Below are 17,779 nucleotides of genomic sequence, written 5' to 3' on the forward strand. Positions count from 1 at the left end.
GTGGAGGTGCGGGCGCCGGGGGTGCGGCCGCGGGCGGTGCCCCCGGCTCGGCCGAAGGCGCTTCCGGGCCGGGCGATGGTTCCGGCGGGGGTGATGAATCCGGGCCGGCGGACGGCGGGGGCGCTCCGGCCGTACCGCCGCCGGGTGTTGATCTTGGAAAAGGGGAGAAGGCCGGGATCGACTGGGCGGCGATGGAGGAGCAGTTCGGCGACGTGGTGCCGCCGCGGTTCGCGCGGGCCGACGGCGAGCCGGACCCGGTGCGCGGGCACGCCGACCGGGCGTTCGACGTCGAGCGGTCCACCGTGACGCTGGCCGACGTCGGCGGGATGACCGACGTGAAGAAGCGCCTCGAGGTGTCGTTCCTCGGCCCGCTGCGCAATCCGAAGCTGCGCACCCTGTTCGGCAAGAGCCTGCGCGGCGGTCTGCTGCTCTACGGCCCGCCCGGATGCGGCAAGACGTTCCTGGCCCGCGCGGTAGCCGGCGAGATGGGCGCCGCGTTCATCTCGTTGTCGATCACCGACGTGCTGAACATGTGGATCGGCAGCTCCGAACGCAACCTGCACGACCTGTTCGAGTCGGCCCGCGGCCACGCGCCGTGCGTGCTGTTCCTCGACGAGATCGACGCGCTCGGTCACAAGCGCAGTCAACTGCAGTCATCCATGCGGACTGTAGTGAATCAATTGTTGACCGAACTTGACGGTGTTGACGGCGGTAATGACGGCGTCTTCGTGCTCGCCGCCACGAACGCCCCGTGGGATGTCGACTCGGCGCTGCGCCGCCCCGGCCGTCTGGACCGGACCGTGCTCGTGCTGCCGCCGGACACCCCGGCCCGCGCCGCGATCCTCGAATACCATCTGCGGGACCGCCCGGTCGCCGGGATCGACCTGGACGCGGTCGCGGCGGCCACCGAGCACTACTCCGGCGCGGACCTGGCGCACCTGTGCGAGACGGCCGCCGAGTTCGCGATGCGCGACTCGATCGACACCGGCGAGATCCGCATGATCAACCAGGGCGACATGCTGGCCGCCGCCCGCGAGGTGCGCCCGTCCACCGACGCGTGGTTCGCCACCGCCCGCAACGTGGCGATGTTCGCCAATGAGAGCGGCGCCTACGACGACCTGGCCGCCTACCTGAAGAAGCGCAAGATCCGATGAACGCCGCCGCTCGGGCGCGGGCGCTCGCCGGTGTCGGCCGCCTGGCGCAGGCCGAGACCGCGGTCCGGGAGGGGCTGGCCGAGACGCCCGCCGACGCCGAACTGCTCGGCCTGCTCGCCGGCCTGCGGCGGCTCCAGGGGCAGTACACCGACGCCCTGGAGTTCGCCGACGCCGCGGTGGCCGCCGCCCCCGGCCAGTCGGTCGTGCACATCGAGCGCGCCGAGTGCCTCCTGCTGCTGTCCCGGGGCGACGAGGCGGAGACCGCGGCCCGGGAGGCGGTGCGCCTGGCCCCGGACCGGCCGGAACCGCACCGGGCGCTGGCCCGCTGCCTGGTGCTGCGCCGTGCGTTCGGTGAGGCCCGCGCGGCGGCCGGCCGGGCGGTGGCGATCGCTCCGCATTCGGTGCCCGACCTGATGACGCTGGCCGAGGTGGAACGCAACGCCGGCGACCGGGACGCCGCCCGCGCGGCCGCGGCCCGGGCGCTGGCCGAGGACCCGGAGGACGCCGAGGGCCGCTGGATGATCGCCCTCCTGGACGCCGAGCGGCTGCGGGTCCGGGACGCCATGCGCGGCCTGCGGGAACTGGCCGCCGACCACCCCGACCGGTACGGCGCCCCCGCCCTGAGCTGGCCGATCCGCGGGCTGCTGGCCGGCCTGCGCCGGGGTCTGCTCGCCGGGGTGCCGATCGTGGCGGCGCTGGCCGTGGCCGACCGCTGGTGGGATCCGGCGTCCCTGCTGGCCCGTGGCGCGGCGGTGGTGATGGCGCTGGTCACGGTAGGCCTGGCGCTACGGGTGCTGATGCCGGCGGGCCGTCTGCCGTGGCTGTGTGTCGGCCTGCTGCCGGCCCGCACGCGCCGTGCGATCGGCGCCGGGCTGCTCGCGGCGAGCGGTTCGGTCCATCTTCTTCTCTGGTACGCCGTGAGCCCCCACTGGCCGACCCTGGCCCTCGCGGCCGTCGCCGTGGCCGTGCTGCTGGCCGCCGGCGCCGTCGAGCGGACGTGAACAGCGGGTTACATCACTTCTTCTCGTATGAATCTTGCACAAACTGCAAGATCGGCGGATGCTATGCCCCTTGATCGACGGGGGGCGTCATGGCGAGCCAGGCACGAAGGTTGTCCGCGCTACGGGAACTGGCCCTGATCGCCGCCCTGTTCCTGGTCTACAAGATGGCCCGGGTCGCCGCCAACGGCCACGTGGACGAGGCGTTCCGCAACGCACGGGCGATCTGGGACACCGAACGTCTGCTCCGGCTGCCCGGCGAACTGGCCGTTCAGCAGTCCCTGCTCGGCTGGACCGGTCTGATCGAGGCGGCGAACAGCTATTACGCGTACGTCCACTTCCCGGCGACCGCGGCCTGCCTGATCTGGCTCTACCGGTGGCGCCCGGCGCACTACCGGTGGACGCGCAACGTCATCGTGCTGCTCACGGGCGGTGCTCTGGCCGTACACTTCCTGATCCCGCTCGCGCCCCCGAGAATGCTGACCGATACCGGAATGCTGGATCTCGGGCGTCTCTACGGCCCGGCCGTCTACGGCCCGCCGGAGACCGACCAGATCTCGAACCAGTACGCGGCCATGCCGTCGCTGCACGTCGGCTGGGCCCTGCTCGTCGCGATCGCCCTGATCGCGGCCACCAGGAGCCGCTACCGGGCACTGTGGCTGGTGCACCCGGCGATCACGCTGCTGGTGGTGGTCGCCACCGGCAACCACTACTGGCTCGACGCCCTGGCCGCCGCCGCCCTCCTCGCCGGCGCTTACGCCCTGTTGCGGCACCAGCGCCCGGCCGCCGTTCCGGTGGACGTCCCGCGGCCGCGCGCCGCCGTCGACACGGTGCCCGGTAGGCTCGCGGAGCGATGACCAAGGCAGTGATCTTCGACCTGGACGACACCCTCGTCGACCAGGTGACCGCCTCCGGCGCGGCGGTCGTCGCCTGGGCCGCCGGGCTCGGTGTCACCGGGCCGGACGTGACCGCCCGCTGGGCGGCGGTCTCCGAGCGGCACTACGCCCGCTACCAGCGACGCGAGATCACCTTCAGCGGGCAGCGCCGGGAGCGGGTCCGCGAGTTCCTGGCCGCCGAGCTGACCGACGCCGAGGCCGACGGGCTGTTCGCCGGTTATCTGGAACGCTACGAGGCGGGCTGGACCGTCTTCGCCGACGCGGTGCCGGCGCTGCGCCGGGTGCGGGCGGCCGGGCTGACCGCGGCCGTGCTGACCAACGGCGACGAGGGCCAGCAGCGCCGCAAGATCGACCGCCTGGGCCTGACACCCGAGATCGACGTGATGGTGGCGTCGTCGAGCCTGCCGGCCGGCAAACCCGACCCGCGCGCCTTCCAGCACATGCTCGGACTGCTGGGCCTGGCCGCCGACGAGGCGCTGATGGTCGGCGACTCCCTGGACAAGGACGTCGACGGCGCCCTGGCCGCCGGCCTGCCCGCGGTCCTGCTGGATCGTTCCGGCGCCCACCCGGGCGCAGACGTGCGGCGCATCCGCACCCTGGACGAGTTGACGTTCTGAAAAGCGAACTGCCGCGCCGGGGAGAGCCGGCGCGGCAGTTCAGGATGGGGCTTGTTACTTGGCGGCGGCCGCCTTGTACAGGGCCTCCGGGGTGACGGCGCCGGCCAGGAGCCGGCCGTCGTCGGTCAGCAGGACGGTGAACAGCGAACCCGACAGCAGCTTGCCGCTGCCCCAGGCGCCACTCACCGGCTGGAGCGTGCCGAGAAGGCTCTCGGCCAGCTCGGCCGCGTCCGGCTCCTCGGAGCTGTTGTCACCCGGCTTGCCGGCGATCTCCTCGAGGTCCTTGACGCTGGGCCCCTTGACGACGGCGATGCTGGTCCAGCCCTCGCCGACGACCTTGAAGTCGCCCTTTCCGGCGGCGGCCTCGGCGGCTGCCTTCTCGGCCTCCGCGGCGGCCTTGTGCGCTTCCTTGCCGCCGTCCTTCAGCGCGTCCTGCGGGACGGCCTGCTCGGTGATCTTCGCGCCGGCCGGCGGGTTGAACGCGAACTGCTGGGCGTCCGGCACCGCGAAGTTGATCTGCTCGAACGCCACCCGGATCGCCGGCTTGGTGGTGTTCTTCGCGTAGACGTCGACGCGCAGCGGGATGTGCTCCTTCGCGTCGATCGCCAGTCGCACCTGACCGACCAGCGACTCGGTGTCGCGCGGGCTGATCACCAGCTCGTACGCGTCCCGCCCGGCCACCTCGGCCGCACCTGTCGTCTCCACCTTGGTGGTGTCGTCGATCGCCGCCAGCGCCGCGTCGGCCGCCTGCTGCGGGGTGAGCGAGCTCGACGGCGCCGCCTCGGCGGTGGTCGCGCCGGCCGGCAGCTTCAGGTGCGTGCCGGTGTTCTCCTTGCTGTCCCACAGCCACACGTCGGAGCCGTTGCGGATCACGTCGGTCTGGCTGTTCGTGCCGAGCAGCGAGAACCGCATCTTCTCCTCACCGGCGTACCACAGGCGAGCGGTGTTGCTGCCGGCGATCAGGCTGGTCAGGTTGCCACTGCCACCGGTCACGTTCCCGAGCAGCCCCGCGATGCCCGGCAGACCCAGATCGGCGCTCTGCACCACGGTGCCGGAGAAGCCCGACGGGTCGGCGCTCTGCAGATCGACGAGCAACTGTGCGGCGCTGCGGTCCGGCAGTGCCGGGTCCGCGTTCGCCACGATCGTTCCGGCCGCTGCGCCACCCCCGATGACCAGTACCGCCGCAGCCGACGGGACCAACCAGCGCAGTGCCGGCCTGGACCTCAATGCAGACACGATGTCCACCTCCCGAATCTCTGCGACCCACTCTGCCCGGGAGGCGCTGTGATCCGGCTGAGAAGGTCCCCTAGGGGATGCCCTAAGGATAGGTTCATATCCGACAAAGGGGGACTTTGATGGATAGCTACGAAGGGCGGCCGCTGCCCCGGCCCGGCGAGGACATATACGACCAGGGACTGGCCTTCGACCTGGCCACCATGCGCCGGCGGCAGGCGCTCCGGATGTTCGGGCTCGGCGCGATCGCCGCCGGCCTCGCCGGATGCGGCGGCAAGACGGAGACGCCCACGACCGCCACCACCGAGAAGACGGTCCTCACCGAGATACCGAACGAGACCGCCGGACCCTACCCGGGGGACGGGTCGAACGGGCCGAACGTGCTCACCGAGAGCGGCGTGGTCCGCAGCGACATCACGTCCAGCTTCGGCACCGCCACCGGCAAGGCCGAGGGTGTGCCGATCACCCTCACGCTCAGTCTCAAGGACCTGGCCAACGCCGGGGCGGCCTTCGCGGGGGTGGCCGTCTACGTCTGGCACTGTGACCGGGCCGGGGCCTACTCGCTCTACTCCACCGGTGTGACCGGGGAGAACTACCTGCGCGGCGTGCAGGTCGCCGACGACGCCGGCGAGGTGAAGTTCACCAGCATCTTCCCGGCCTGCTACACCGGGCGCTGGCCGCACATCCACTTCGAGGTCTACCCGGACCAGGCGAGCATCACCGACGCGTCCAAGGCGATCGCCACCTCCCAGGTCGCGCTGCCCAAGGAGACCTGCGACGAGGTCTACACCCAGACCGGGTACGAGGCCTCGGTCACCAACCTCGGCCAGGTCTCCCTGGACAGCGACAACGTGTTCGGCGAGGACTCCGGCGCCCTCCAGCTGGCGACCGTCACCGGCAGCGCGGCGAGCGGCTACGCGGTGACCCTGGAGGTGGGTGTGGACACCACGACCACCCCGGCCGGCGGGGGTCAGGTCGGCGGGGGCGGGGCGCCGTCGGGCGCACCGGGCGCGCCGCCGTCCGGCGGGATGGGCGGACCGCCACCCTCCGGTGGCCCGGGCGGCGGGCCCGGCGGGGCGCCACCGTCGGGCGGCCCTCCGCCGAGCCGCTGAGAGATCGCTGAGAGCTGCTCCGGGAAACGGGCGCGCACGTGGCAGGGTGTTGATGTGCGGGTGCTGGTGGTGGAGGACGAGGCGCGGCTCGCCGCTGCGTTACGGCGGGGCCTGCAGGCCGAGGGCTTCGCGGTGGACATCGCCGCCGACGGCCAGGACGGCCTGGAGATGGCCCGGCACGGCGGCTACGACGCGATGATCCTCGACGTGATGCTGCCGCGCCTGTCCGGATACCGGGTGGTGCGGCAGCTGCGCGCCGAACGGCACTGGCTGCCGGTGCTGATGCTCAGCGCCAAGGACGGCGAGTACGACCAGGCCGACGGCCTCGACTGTGGCGCCGACGACTATCTGACCAAACCTTTCTCGTACGTCGTGCTGCTCGCCCGTCTCCGTGCCCTGTTGCGCCGCGGCGCGCAGGCCCGTCCGGTGGTGCTCGCGTTCGGTGACGTCGAGCTGGATCCGGCGGAACGCCGGGTCCTGGTCGGCGGCGCCGAGGTGACCCTGACCACCCGCGAGTTCGCGCTGCTGGAATATCTGATGCGCCGCCCCGGCCAGGTCGTCTCCAAGACCGAGCTGCTCGACCACGTGTGGGACGCCGCCCTCGACACCGCGCCCAACGCCGTCGAGGTGTATGTCGGCTACCTGCGCCGCAAGATCGGCCGCGACCGTCTGGAGACGGTCCGCGGCGCCGGCTACCGGCTCGCCGTCGTCGAGCCGGGCACCCCGGTCGGCTGAGATGCGCCGGATCCGGGAGCTCAGCCTGCGGGCCCGGCTGCTGCTCGTGTCGGCGACCGGCATGACGCTCGGCCTTGCCGCCGGCGGGGTGCTGCTCACCGTCGTCCTCGGCTACGCGCAGCTGCGCTCGGTGCACAGCGACGCGATGAGCACCGCCCGCGGGGTGGCCGCCCTCGTCGAGCAGAGTTCGCTGCCCAACCCGATTCCGGTCCCGGCCGGCCTGCAGGTGCAGGTCATCGACGAGTCCGGGTCGATCCGCGCGGTGTCGGCCACCGCCGACCGGCTGGTGCCGATGCTCTACGCCGACGAGCTGGCCCGCCTCGACGACGGGGACAGCCGCACCATCCCGGGCGAGCGGATCGGCGTCCGCGGTGACGTGCACGTCGTCCAGGTCACCGCCGGGCCGCCGACCTCGCCGCTGCGGATCCTGGTGGCCCGGCCCACCGGGCAGATCACCCAGAGCGTGCACATCCTCAAGATCACGCTGCTGATCCTGTACCCGCTGCTGGTGGCGCTGCTCGCGGCCGGACTGTGGCGGGCGCTCGGCGCGGCCCTGCGGCCGGTCGACGCGCTACGGTCGGGCGCCGAGGAGATCACCGGCGGGACCAGGGCCGGGCGGTTGCCCGTACCCGACTCGAAAGACGAGGTGCACCGCCTCGCGGTGACCCTGAACGACATGCTGCACCGGCTGGATGCCGCCCGCGCGCGTCAGCGCGCTTTCGTCGCCGACGCCGCCCACGAGCTGCGCAGCCCGCTGACCAACATGCGCACCGAGCTGGAGGTGGCGCAGCGCCTGCCGGACGACACCGACTGGCCGGAACTCGCCGACGACCTGCTCGCCGACGTGCAGCGCCTGTCCCGCCTGGTCGACGACCTGCTGCTGCTGGCCCGCTCGGACGAGGGCGTGCCCAGCGCCAGGCTGGAGGAGATCGACCTGGCCCAGTTCGTCGGCGAGGCCGCCGAACGCTACCCGGACGTCGGTTTCGACGACCCCGGCAAGCCGTTGCCGCTGATGGCGGAACCGGACGCGCTCGCCCGGGTGGTGACCAACCTGCTCGACAACGCGGTCCGCCACAAACGCTCCCGGGTCACGGCGTCGGCCGCCGAGGACGGCCCGCAGCTGGTCCTGGTGATCACCGACGACGGCCCCGGCATCCCGGAACCGGACCGGGAGCGCGTCTTCCAGCGATTCACCCGCCTCGACGACGCCCGCGCCCGCGATGCGGGCGGTTCGGGCCTCGGCCTCGCCATCGTCCGGGAGCTGGTGCGCCGGCATCGCGGTTCGGTCACCCTCGCCGACAATCACCCAGGCCTTCGAGTTGAGGTACGGCTACCGAAGTCGTGACCACGAAGGCGGGTGCAGGACGTAGTCGTGGTGCTCGCTCAGGCCGCCGATGCGGTAGCCGCGGTCCAGCAGTGACCGGAAACGGTCACGCACGCTCAGGCGTTCCCGCCGGGCCCGGGCCGGGTCGCTGCGCTGGAGCGCGGTGATGTCGGCCGGGATCGGGATCAGTTCGGCGCCGGGCCCGATCGGCGCGTACCGCCCGGTGGCGGTGGCGGTCAGGTCCCAGTCCACGGTGAGCCGATCCGTGGTCTGGCCGGTGTTGGTGCCGTCGTCGAGCCGGCCGTAGAAGTCCGCTTCGAACGAGGTGGCCGTCGCGCCGATCTTGCACAGGTTGAAGTACGCGTTGCGGGCCACCAACGGGTCGAAGGTCCAGCGCATCCTGCGCAGACCGCGGTCGAGCGCCCAGCGGCGCTGGTGGCGCCGGATCGCCGTCCCGACCCCCTGGCCCTGCCTGGTACTTGTGACGCCGGTGATGTCCACATACAGGTGGTCCGGCGGGCCGGACGGGCCGAGCCCGGCCCAGCCCACGGCACAGCCGACCATGTCGGCGCCGTCGAACGCGCCCGCCACGTAGTTGCCGGAGTGACTGAGCGACCGCAGTGTCGTCGTGCTGATCACCGCGAGCCGCTCGGCCTCGGTGCGGGCCCGCCACACGGACCGGAGCAGTTCGGCAGCCGCGTCGAGGTGCTCCGGGGAGCGCAGAAGAACCACGTTCAGGTCCGGCGGCCCGGTCATGGACTCACCCGGCCCATTCGGCATCGTCGGCGAGCCTGCGGGACAACTCGTAGAACGCCTCCACCGTGGAGCCGTTGGCGACGTCCCGGGCCACCACGTCATTGTCCGAGATGAGCTGCTCCTGCCATTGCAGCAGCGGATCCAGGGGCACCGAGCCGAGCATCGCGCTGCGGCCCACCCGGTGCAGGGCGGCCAGCCGGCGCAGGTCCTCGTCGCAGTCGCGCAGCCAGGCGACCTGCGCCGGCCGCAGACCGCTCAGCTCGGCCGAGTCCGGGTCGACCACCGCGGTGCGGACGAACTTGATCGCCGCCCCGAGCTGCTCGGGGTCGTGCCCGGCCTCCACCCCGGCGTCGAGGATGCCGTTCGGGCCGTGGACCAGCCCGCCCGCCGCCAGGATGTGCTGGCGTGTCCAGCGGTGGAAGACCAGCCACCGGGCGGTCACCCCGCGTAGCGCCCGGTCCGCGGTCGCCTGGAGAACGAGCTGGGCCGAGTAGGAACGGCCGGCGCTCAGGTCGATCAGGCACATGTCGAACTCCTCATCGAGTGCCTGGAACAGTCGCACGCAGCGGCGCAGCGCTTCCCGGTCCGGCGCGAACTCGCCGCCGTCCTGGTCGCCGGGGAAGAGCATCAGCCTGCCGGTACCCGGCGGGCGCTGCCGCAGGCTCCGCCGCGCGGATCTGCTCCACACGTCGATGCGTTTCACCTCCTCGGTCGTCGCCACGCCCCGATCCAGCAGGTACGAGTGGAGGCCACCGTTCCGGACACCGCGTGCCGCCTCGGGGATCTGAAAGATCGAGCCGGCCGTCGGGGACCCGAAATCGAAGTCGAGGTAGCAGACGTCCGAGCCGGCGAGCGCGCTACGAAAGGCGACGTTGCAGCTGGTGACCGACCGTCCGGCGCCGTCCCGGTCGGAGACCGCGAAGACCAGCACCCCTACTCCCCGGCCTCAAATTCCCGGACCGCGGCGAGTTTGTCCAGCTCGCGGAGCACCTCCAGCAGATGCTGCATTGCCGCGCCGGGCTGGGTCCCCAGGATCTGGCGGGCCCTCCTCAGCTTGGAGCCCTGCCTCCACAGGCTGTCTTGCAGCGCCGGCCCGGCCTCGCCGGAACCCCGCATGAGTTCCCTGTCGAACGTGTTCTCCGCTTCGGCCAGCAGTTCGGCGGCGATCGCCGAGATGTTCCGCCCTGGTGGGGGAGCGCTGCGGATCAGGGAGGCCGCGGCGCCCATGCACTGCACCACCCGGACGGTGTGGTACCAGCTCGGCGCGTCGTGGCAGGCCAGGGTCGGGAACACGTTCGCCGGGTCGTCCCACAAGCCGGCGCCTGGGCCGTGCCGCAGCCGGCGGCGCTCCAGGTGGCGCCACACGTCGTCGGCCAGGTTGAGCAGCCGGGCCTGTTCCTGCGAGTCGTTGACCAGCGCGGCGAGGTCCAGGGCCCGTCCGAGCACGAGGCTGGACAACTCGCTGAGACGCCAGCCGACCGGTGGCGCATCCGCGCCGACCTGGGCCGCGCCGCCGAGGTGCTCCCAGCGCCCCGGCCGGTGCAGTTCGAGGGCCGGGTCGTCGGGCAGGGGCCGGCGCCGGATCCGGCCGCGATCGGCCAGGTCCTCCAGCACCCGGGTGACCCGGGACAGATCGGACTGCGGCGCGTTGCGGTCGCCGAGCGCATGACTGACCAGCGACAACATCAGCAGGGTGTAGTAGTCGCTCTCCCTGTCGTCAGTGGTCCGCCAGGGGAGTTCCTCGACGGGCCACCTCTGGTCGCCCAGTGTCGCGATGATCGACCAGTAGCGCTGGGCCAGCTCCCACTGGACCCGGAGGACCTCCTTGATGGCCTGCTGCTCCTCGTTGAGCAGACCCAGCAGGCGGGTCTCCTCGGCGAGCAGATCCCGGATGCCGTCGACCGCCACCACGGTGAAGCAGAGGTAGGGGACCGGCTCCGCGTAGCCGGGCTGGGCGACGCCCCACGACCAGCCACACTCGAACAGGTTGTTCGGACCGAGCCTCAGATCCTCGACCTGCTCGGCGTACACCCCGAGTTCGGTGAGCCCGGCCTCGACGGTGGTCAGCGCCCCGCGGATCCGCCGTACCGCGTCGAGTGGGTGGGCCCCGGGGAAGGCGTTCTCCCGCATCGTCCGTCCCGACGGGCTGTCCGCGTCGAAGACGCTGATGGTGAAACTTCGCTGGAGACCGCCCATCGCGGCGGTGAGCCGTCTCTCGGTGGCGGTCTCGACCCGCGCGATCTCCTCCAGATGGCTCTTGCGCTGGACCTGCTGACGGTAGCCGCGGAGGAAGCGGAGCGCCGACAGGCAGAGCACGACCGAGGTGGCGAAGGAGTCCACCACCTCCAGCCGGAGCTGCTCAGGGGTGGGTCGCGCCTCGTCGCCGGGCGCGGTGGTCAGGTAGTTGCCGGCCGCGAACGTGGGCAGGCCGGTCTCCGGATCCGAGTGCCGTCCGAAGAAGTCGCCGAGCAGGCCGACGACACGTTGCGGGATCTCGACCGGGCCGCCGAAGCCGGCGAGCGCCGTGCAGACGTCGGCGTGGGTCTGGTCGGGACGGTCGTAGCGGAGGCCGGGCAGCTTCTGCGGCGGCAGCAGCAGGCAGAGGAGCAGCTCGGCGTCGCTGATGGAGTTGCTGCCGCCCCGATCCGCCCACCGGAACGACTGGACCGGGCCACACCAGTTGGAGATCGCCTTCCACACCGACAGTGATTCCTGGCGTGGCTGAAGTTTCACAGTGCCCCTCCGCATCGACGGGGTTACTTCCCGTACAACCGTAGTGGCTCTGGTCCTGATAGCGTTCCGCCCCGTGAAGATCGACAGAGCTGCGGCGTCCCGGATCTGGCACGGCGTGCTCGCCCTGATCGTGTTCGCGTCGCTGGTTACCCAGATCACGCTGACCGCGACCCGGGACGGGGAACCCGCCGTCACCCGGTTCGAGCGGCTGTTCAGCTATTTCACCATCCAGAGCAACCTGCTGCTGCTCGCCGCGATCACTGCGCTGGCCGTGAACCCGCACCGCGACGGCCGGCTGTGGCGGGTCATCCGCCTCGACGCGCTGCTCGGGATCGTGATCACCGGCATCGTCTACAGCACGATCCTGGCCGGCCAGAGCGACCCGCACGGTGCCGCCTGGTGGGCCGACCTCGGATTCCACTACATCGCCCCGTGGACGGCCCTGGCCGGCTGGCTCCTGTTCGGCCCACACCGCCGGATCGACGCCCGGACTCTGGCGTGGGCGGCGATCTGGCCTCTCCTGTGGATCACGTGGACGCTGGCCCACGGAGCGGCCACCGACTGGTACCCGTACCCCTTCACCGACGTTCTTCGCCAGGGTTATCCCACGGTGCTGGTCAACCTGGGTGCCGTCGTTCTCATCGCGATTCTGCTCGGCGGGGTGATGCGCCTCCTCGACGCGCGTCTGCCTGCCGGATCACCGACCGCGCCCGAGGCGACGGCTGTCGTCGCGCCGACGCCGGGTTCCGGCACGGAATCCGTAGCTCGCCGCGACACGTGATGCCCTCACTCCGTCAACGGAGGTCGTGTCTACGTGAGTGCACTTACTAAATCGTCAACGGTGTCCGCAGGCTTCCGCCTAGTCTTGATGCGAGCCTGGTGCCGCTTGATCGGTTCCTGCTGACCGGGGAAGGCGTCTATTCGTGAGTGAACGGCTTACCGAGGTCGTGACCACGACGGACCTCGATCACCACATGTTCGGGCTGGAAGACGTTATCGGCGACGGTGTCGACTTCGGCGACCGATGGGTCGCCGCCGGGCCCCACTCCGTGTGGGTGCGAACTCCCTTCGGCAACCTTGATGCCATCTTGAGACTCGAAGAGTGGGACGGCGAGCCCGATCCGGCGCCTGACGGCGACCGCGGCCCCTGGCACGACGCCGTAACGGTACGCATGGAGTACGTAGGAGAGAACGAATCCTTCGTGATAAACCAGGTCACGTTCGGCGGGCAAGATAGCGGATTCGCCCTCAGTGGTCCCGGCTGCTATCACGTTCGCGTGTCGTGCCGGAATGGCAGTAAAGCTGAGCAAGCATACCGGGATGTGTTGGCTCGGTTCGATGAGGACGATTGGAACAGCGAGGCTTGTCAGCGGGCCACTGCTGAAATCGATATCAAAGAAGAGTTCCTCATTCAGTTTTGGCCAGCCGGGATGGCCTGACAACCCTGTCAGTGCCGCCGCGCCAGTCGTCATCCGTACCTGCCGCGATCCGATTACTACCCAGCGTCACGACTGTCGAAGGGCTGGCCGACGCCGGCTCGGGCCGATGAGGAGCGGATGGCTCGGTCTATCCTGCGAGTCATGACTGTCGACTGGCACGCAGGAATGAGCGCTGCATTCCATCCCCGTTAGGTGCCGCACCCGCGGCTCCGAAAGGGGAAACCATGTCTCGCACGGACAAAGACGGTCCGTATCACCCGCGCACCGGCCTGCGGCTGCTCGTCGGCGGCGGTGGTCCACCTCGATGGTTCATCGAGCATGTCTGGACCAGTCGAGAGCGGCAGGCAGCCCGTGTCGCATGCCGAAATGCCATCAAGGAGTACCACGGCGACGGAAACGTCGACACGATCCCCACCATCCAGCAACATCGCCACAACGCCCAGTGGCTCTGGTGGTGATCCCAAGTCCGGATCTGTCGCCGTCCGCGCACTCGCGAACGGCATCGCGGCCGCGGCCGGTCGTGCGCATGTTTGGACGACTGGCTGAGGCTGCCCGAGTGATTTCGCCGGATGTTTGGCGAACACGCGGGCTTGTCGATGAGCGAAGGTTGTGCTTCGCGCCCGTCAGAAGATGTTGTGCCGGAGGCGCAGGTGCTTGCGCATTCGTCGCAGGCATTCAACGCGGTCGAGGTCATCATCGAACTTGTACCCCGGGCTGATTTCGATCTCCACGTCCTTAGTGGCGGGCGGCGCGGCCAGGGCGTCCTTGCGGTAACCCTTGTTCTTGAGCTGGATCTTGTTCACCAGAGCGTCGTAAGCCTCACCCAGCTCTTCCGCGTCCAGGCGTAGCCAACGCCGATGGAAGGCAAGCGCGACCTGGACCTCGGAAATCATGCGAGCCATCTCGTCGCGGATCTCCGCTGTCTCGTTGTGACGTCGCCGGAGGGTGTAGGGCAGTTGGCGGTAGCGCTCAACAGCGTCCAGGGCATCGGCGTAGCGGCGCATGCGTTCCGCTCGCCGGCCGGCAGCACCGTTGAGGAGATATCCCGCAAGTGCAGTCATGGCCGCCACAACCGCGACCACGAGGGGGAAGTAGTCCTTCACGCGGACAAGGATCGGCGAATGGTCGTCAATAGACAACCCCGGCGATTCGCGTTGAGCTCCCTCGCCAAGCCCGGGAGCGGCATGGCGAACATCCGGACCTGCCGCCGATCGCGCGCACTTCGGTTACTTTCCGAAACCTTCTGGTGATGTCGGGTGTATCGATGATGCCTGAACCGGTATCGATAGTGCTCCTGTCGCGCCTCGCCTTTCACCCGGGTCAGGCGTGCCGGGCAGCGTTTCGGTGTGGAGGTCGGCTCAGGATTGCCAGGCGGTGACCACATCGTCCGGTGTCCAAGCGACGTCGACGGCGCCGGCCGGTAGGTCGGTGCCGGATCGGCTGACGGCGATCAACCCGGTTCGTTCGGGGTCGAAGCCTGGAACCTGAGCCGCGCCGTTCTGGAGTTGCCGCAGGTCGTGGGCGTCGAACGGTTTGCCGAGCCACTTCAGCGACCCGCAGAAGTGGATCTGGGAGGCGGTGGGTGCGGTGTCGGCGCCGACCAGGTCGATCTCGGGATTGAACTGGCGGTTCCACCAGCCGCCGACGACCTGGGTCTCCGGCCATGGCAGGGCGCCGGTGATCGCGGCCTGTTCCAGCGAGGTGCGGATCAGGGGTTCGACTGCTCGTCCGCGCCAGCTGGTCCAGCGGTTGTTGAACAGGGCGTAGCCCGCGTCGGGCCGGCCGCGTCGGGCCAGGTTGTGGACGTCGCGAAGGATGGCGAGGTAGAGGCGGAGGTTGGTGTCGGCGACTCGGTACAGGGCCGGTTTGCCGCCGCTGGTGGACAGTGGCTGGTCGGTGGCCAGGATCTGTTTGTCCTCGGTGAGTTGCCTGAGCAGCGGGGACAAGGTGCCGGAGGGGACCTGGCCGTTTCTGCCGCCGGCGGTGCTGGCGATGGTGGCGAAGGCGCGAGTGTCGCCGCCGATTGCTTCCAGGACGCGGCGGGCGACGTCCGGGTTCGGGAATTCCGAGGCGAGAGATTGTTCGGGTACGGCGAACAGCGGTGAGGCCGGGTCGGCGCATTCGTCGCGTAGGTGGTCGTCGGCGCTCGTTCCGGTCGGCCAGCGCAGCAGGGTGCCGGGTAGTCCGCCGGTGATCAGGTGTGCGTCGATGGCGTCGGACCCGGTCAACCCGGTCGCCGTGGCTGTTTCGGCGAGGTTGAGGGGGCCGAGCACGAGGTTGTCAGCGCGGCCGTAGAAGGGGCTGTCGTAGGCGGTGAGGCGCTGCATCATGTGCAGTTCGCTGCCGAGGAGTAGCAGGAGAACCGGGCGGCGGGACAGTAGCCGGTCCCACACGACTTGTAGTTGTCCGTCGAAGGTGTCGTCCTGCTCGGTGAGCCAGGGCATTTCGTCGAGCACGACGATGCAGGGCTGATCCGGAAGCGAACCGGCGAGGATCCGCAGCATGTCGCTCCAGCCGCCGGGAGGTGCACTGGTCGGCAGCAGCGCGTGGTCGTTCGGAAGGTCGGACTCTGCCAGTGTGCTGAGGAACTGGCTGGTCGATTCGGCGATGGAGGCGCCTTTGACGGCGGTGAAGTAGAGGTACGGCAGGCCTGAGCGATCACAGAGTTCCTGAACCAGGCGGGACTTACCGACTTGGCGACGGCCGCGGATGGCGACGGAAAGTCCTGTGCCATTACGGGAGATGTGATCGATCCGCCGCGTCAGGAGAGACAGTTCGGTACGCCTGCCGACGAACACGGCCACCTCATCGCTGTAGATCGGGTCTAGGTAGATTGAATCTACATGGCCGCTGGATTCGGGGTCGCCCTGACGGCGAGCGTTGTTTGATGCCCCTGCCGGACGTCTCCCGCTGGGTTACCCGGCGGTGCTGGTCAACCTGACCTCGGCGTTCGCAATGGCGTGATCGACACGATCGTCAGGGGAGAGCCATGTCGTGACATCCTCTCTGCCCGGCACGCACCGGCCCCGACTCAGTCGCCGGAGATCCAGAGATATCCGCGCGCCCGGGTCGCCTCCTCGACGAGGTCCTGCAGCAACAGCACGTCGGCCCGGAGCTCCGGGTTGCGGCCCGCGATGTCGTCCAGCTCCGCTGTCAGCTGCGGCAGCTGGATCAAGTTGATCATGGTGTCGCCGTAGAGATCGATCCTTGACACCAGGTGGTGCCGTCCCCGGTCACTCGCCTCCACCACGTTGTGCAGCGCGGCGTTCGCCTCCGCGCCGGCATAGCGTCGCTCGTGCACCTGGTCCTCGACGTACACCCCGAACCCCACCGCTGCGCCTCCTTGACGAAAAATGGCCGGCCGGGGCATCGCGCACCCCGGCCGGCCAACCCTACGCGCCGTCGATGCTCAGTCCTTGCAGGGAATCGGGTACATCGATCGCACACCGCCCCACCGGTCCTGAACCACCATGTAACAACTCGTGACCTGTGCGCCGATGTCCTTCGACGTCCGGCCGACCGGTTCGTCGGCCCTCGCCTCACGCTCGTAGTGGCCGTCCTTGTTCGGTCCGTTGCACGGGCACTTGTTCGCCTCGTCGACGAGATCGTCGAGGTCCACCGTGCTGTCGAAGACGCCCTTGCTGTCCACGACATGCGGCCCGCCCTGCACGTGCCTGTTCTTGACGTACGTCTCGGACGCCTCGTCGAGCATCGCCGGGATGCAGTTGGCGTTGTGCACCAGCAGCGGCGTGCCGCCGGCCGCCACGTAGTACGTGTGCATGCCGGCCACGGTGAGGTTGAAGACCGTGGTGACCTCGTCCCGCTCCGCCAGCGCGGTGATCGTGACCGGCTGGCCGGCCCCGTTCGCCACGGTCGAACCGGCCACCAGGTCACCGGCGTCGACCCACGCCTTCGAGGCCGGCACCCAGAACGGGTGGCCCTCGGTGGCGGTGATGACGGTCGGCGCCGTGCGGGCGTCGTGGTCCTGGTCGACGGAGATGTCGACCAGATGCTTGACGCCGGTGCCACGGATCAGTGTGGTCACCATCCGGACCCCGGTGCGCCCGGCGATCGGATCGGTGGCGACCACCTTTTCGCCGGCCTGGATGTCCTCGATGTTCTGGTAGCGCCCGGTGGCGAGCAGCACGCGGGTCCCGGCAACGAAACTGTTGCAGTCCACCGCCGGTTTTCGGAGCTTGTCGAGGATATTCTGGACGTTGCGGAACCGGTCGGAGTTCTTCCACGCCTTGGCCCCGGTCGCCAGCCAGCCCGCGACCGGGATGGCCGAGCCCAGCGACAGCAGGCCGCCCAGCCAGTCGCCGCGGCCGAAGGACACCGCCGCGTCGATGCCGTCGCAGACCTCGCCCGCGCCCGGGATCAGACCGCAGGCCATCAGGGTGAACTGCAGGATGTCGAGGAGGACGTCCTTGTTCTCCGCGACGAACTGCTTGAGGTCGCCCAGCATCGAACACCCGGTGGTGTCCTTGTTGGCCGGCGCGGCGCACTTGGCCGGATTGATCAGGGCGTCGGCGAAGTCCTTGAAGACCGTCAGGCACTCCTTGGACAGGTTCGACGGGTCCAGCGACAGACAGCCCCACGTCTTGTGGTTGTCGGCCGCGGTGCCGTTCCCGCCCGGACCGCTGCCGGGTTCGGTGCTGCGCCGGTCCTTCTCGGCCTGCTTGAGCCGCTCGGTGTAGATGTCGGACGCTTCCTTGGCAGCCCGGGCCGCCGCGGCGGCGTCCGCTCCGGCCGCGTCGGCGTCCGCGCGGGCGTCCCGCTTGG

The 17,779-nt window shown here is 70.1% G+C and carries 18 protein-coding genes; 10 read left to right on the forward strand and 8 right to left on the reverse strand.

The features are described 5' to 3' along the window. The 4 genes from AB0E94_RS50595 to AB0E94_RS50610 all read left to right on the forward strand — a co-directional run. Window positions 1–1,154, forward strand: a 1,154-nt coding sequence (locus tag AB0E94_RS50595; protein WP_360343382.1) for an ATP-binding protein, incomplete at its 5' end; no start/stop codon positions are given. Beyond that, window positions 1,151–2,155: a tetratricopeptide repeat protein gene (locus AB0E94_RS50600; RefSeq protein ID WP_360343385.1), complete on the forward strand. Its 1,005-nt coding sequence runs from the start codon at window positions 1,151–1,153 to the stop codon at window positions 2,153–2,155. The genes AB0E94_RS50595 and AB0E94_RS50600, both read left to right, overlap by 4 nt. An 89-nt stretch (window positions 2,156–2,244) precedes the next feature. After that, on the forward strand, window positions 2,245–3,009 hold the full coding sequence (locus tag AB0E94_RS50605; RefSeq protein WP_360343388.1) for a phosphatase PAP2 family protein: 765 nt from the start codon (window positions 2,245–2,247) through the stop codon (window positions 3,007–3,009). After that, window positions 3,006–3,665: an HAD family hydrolase gene (locus tag AB0E94_RS50610; protein WP_360343391.1), complete on the forward strand. Its 660-nt coding sequence runs from the start codon at window positions 3,006–3,008 to the stop codon at window positions 3,663–3,665. The genes AB0E94_RS50605 and AB0E94_RS50610 overlap by 4 nt, the downstream gene beginning before the upstream one ends. Before the next feature lie 54 nt (window positions 3,666–3,719). Here the strand turns inward: AB0E94_RS50610 and AB0E94_RS50615 are convergent, their stop codons facing one another. Continuing rightward, a complete protein-coding gene (locus tag AB0E94_RS50615; RefSeq protein WP_360343394.1) occupies window positions 3,720–4,901 on the reverse strand; it encodes a DUF2092 domain-containing protein in 1,182 nt (393 codons plus the stop codon). A 119-nt stretch (window positions 4,902–5,020) separates the two neighbouring features. Between AB0E94_RS50615 and AB0E94_RS50620 the strand changes: the two genes are divergently transcribed. From AB0E94_RS50620 to AB0E94_RS50630, 3 genes are read left to right on the forward strand one after another with little or no spacing between them, the layout of a single operon-like run. Then, complete coding sequence (locus tag AB0E94_RS50620) at window positions 5,021–6,010, forward strand: 3,4-dioxygenase subunit beta (protein ID WP_360343396.1); 990 nt, start codon at window positions 5,021–5,023, stop codon at window positions 6,008–6,010. Between the two features lie 54 nt (window positions 6,011–6,064). Then, on the forward strand, window positions 6,065–6,745 hold the full coding sequence (locus tag AB0E94_RS50625; protein WP_093615998.1) for a response regulator transcription factor: 681 nt from the start codon (window positions 6,065–6,067) through the stop codon (window positions 6,743–6,745). Window position 6,746: 1 nt separating this feature from the next. Then, a complete protein-coding gene (locus AB0E94_RS50630) occupies window positions 6,747–8,090 on the forward strand; it encodes a HAMP domain-containing sensor histidine kinase (RefSeq protein ID WP_360343399.1) in 1,344 nt (447 codons plus the stop codon). On the opposite strand, the gene AB0E94_RS50635 is transcribed toward AB0E94_RS50630, so the two are convergent. The 3 genes from AB0E94_RS50635 to AB0E94_RS50645 are packed head-to-tail and all read right to left on the reverse strand — an operon-like array spanning window position 8,076 to window position 11,558. After that, complete coding sequence (locus AB0E94_RS50635; RefSeq protein ID WP_360343402.1) at window positions 8,076–8,825, reverse strand: GNAT family N-acetyltransferase; 750 nt, start codon at window positions 8,823–8,825, stop codon at window positions 8,076–8,078. The genes AB0E94_RS50630 and AB0E94_RS50635 overlap by 15 nt on opposite strands. 4 nt (window positions 8,826–8,829) lie before the next feature. Further along, a complete protein-coding gene (locus AB0E94_RS50640; RefSeq protein ID WP_360343405.1) occupies window positions 8,830–9,756 on the reverse strand; it encodes an SCO2523 family variant P-loop protein in 927 nt (308 codons plus the stop codon). A 2-nt stretch (window positions 9,757–9,758) separates the two neighbouring features. Further along, the gene (locus AB0E94_RS50645; RefSeq protein WP_360343408.1) at window positions 9,759–11,558 is read right to left on the reverse strand and encodes an SCO2524 family protein; all 1,800 of its coding nucleotides are present in this window, start codon (window positions 11,556–11,558) and stop codon (window positions 9,759–9,761) included. 73 nt (window positions 11,559–11,631) lie between these two features. On the opposite strand from AB0E94_RS50645, the gene AB0E94_RS50650 reads away from it, so the two are divergent. From AB0E94_RS50650 to AB0E94_RS50660, 3 genes are all read left to right on the forward strand, one after another. Further along, complete coding sequence (locus tag AB0E94_RS50650) at window positions 11,632–12,339, forward strand: Pr6Pr family membrane protein (RefSeq protein WP_360343411.1); 708 nt, start codon at window positions 11,632–11,634, stop codon at window positions 12,337–12,339. Window positions 12,340–12,481: 142 nt separating this feature from the next. Then, window positions 12,482–12,997: a hypothetical protein gene (locus AB0E94_RS50655; protein WP_360343414.1), complete on the forward strand. Its 516-nt coding sequence runs from the start codon at window positions 12,482–12,484 to the stop codon at window positions 12,995–12,997. A gap of 224 nt (window positions 12,998–13,221) precedes the next feature. Beyond that, entirely contained in the window at window positions 13,222–13,455 is a 234-nt protein-coding gene (locus AB0E94_RS50660) for a hypothetical protein (protein WP_360343417.1), read from the forward strand. 165 nt (window positions 13,456–13,620) lie between these two features. On the opposite strand, the gene AB0E94_RS50665 is transcribed toward AB0E94_RS50660, so the two are convergent. From AB0E94_RS50665 to AB0E94_RS50680, 4 genes are all read right to left on the reverse strand, one after another. Continuing rightward, window positions 13,621–14,100 carry a hypothetical protein gene (locus AB0E94_RS50665; protein WP_360343420.1) on the reverse strand — a complete coding sequence of 160 codons (480 nt, stop codon included), beginning with the start codon at window positions 14,098–14,100 and terminating at the stop codon, window positions 13,621–13,623. A gap of 255 nt (window positions 14,101–14,355) precedes the next feature. Continuing rightward, a complete protein-coding gene (locus AB0E94_RS50670; protein ID WP_360343422.1) occupies window positions 14,356–15,801 on the reverse strand; it encodes an ATP-binding protein in 1,446 nt (481 codons plus the stop codon). A gap of 227 nt (window positions 15,802–16,028) precedes the next feature. Further along, on the reverse strand, window positions 16,029–16,328 hold the full coding sequence (locus AB0E94_RS50675) for a hypothetical protein (RefSeq protein WP_360343425.1): 300 nt from the start codon (window positions 16,326–16,328) through the stop codon (window positions 16,029–16,031). A 78-nt stretch (window positions 16,329–16,406) separates the two neighbouring features. Beyond that, on the reverse strand, window positions 16,407–17,779 hold a 1,373-nt coding region (locus tag AB0E94_RS50680), incomplete at its 5' end, for a polymorphic toxin-type HINT domain-containing protein (RefSeq protein WP_360343428.1).

The organism is Actinoplanes sp. NPDC026670, from assembly GCF_040638175.1.
In the GTDB taxonomy this organism is placed as follows: Bacteria; Actinomycetota; Actinomycetes; order Mycobacteriales; family Micromonosporaceae; genus Actinoplanes.

Excerpts from the sequence above, each read along its gene's own strand:
- AB0E94_RS50600 (WP_360343385.1), top strand. The coding sequence starts at position 1,151 with ATGAACGCCGCCGCTCGGGCGCGGGCGCTCGCCGGTGTCGGCCGCCTG.
- AB0E94_RS50605 (WP_360343388.1), top strand. The coding sequence starts at position 2,245 with ATGGCGAGCCAGGCACGAAGGTTGTCCGCGCTACGGGAACTGGCCCTG.
- AB0E94_RS50610 (WP_360343391.1), top strand. The coding sequence starts at position 3,006 with ATGACCAAGGCAGTGATCTTCGACCTGGACGACACCCTCGTCGACCAG.
- AB0E94_RS50620 (WP_360343396.1), top strand. The coding sequence starts at position 5,021 with ATGGATAGCTACGAAGGGCGGCCGCTGCCCCGGCCCGGCGAGGACATA.
- AB0E94_RS50630 (WP_360343399.1), top strand. The coding sequence starts at position 6,747 with ATGCGCCGGATCCGGGAGCTCAGCCTGCGGGCCCGGCTGCTGCTCGTG.
- AB0E94_RS50635 (WP_360343402.1), bottom strand. The coding sequence starts at position 8,825 with ATGACCGGGCCGCCGGACCTGAACGTGGTTCTTCTGCGCTCCCCGGAG.
- AB0E94_RS50660 (WP_360343417.1), top strand. The coding sequence starts at position 13,222 with ATGTCTCGCACGGACAAAGACGGTCCGTATCACCCGCGCACCGGCCTG.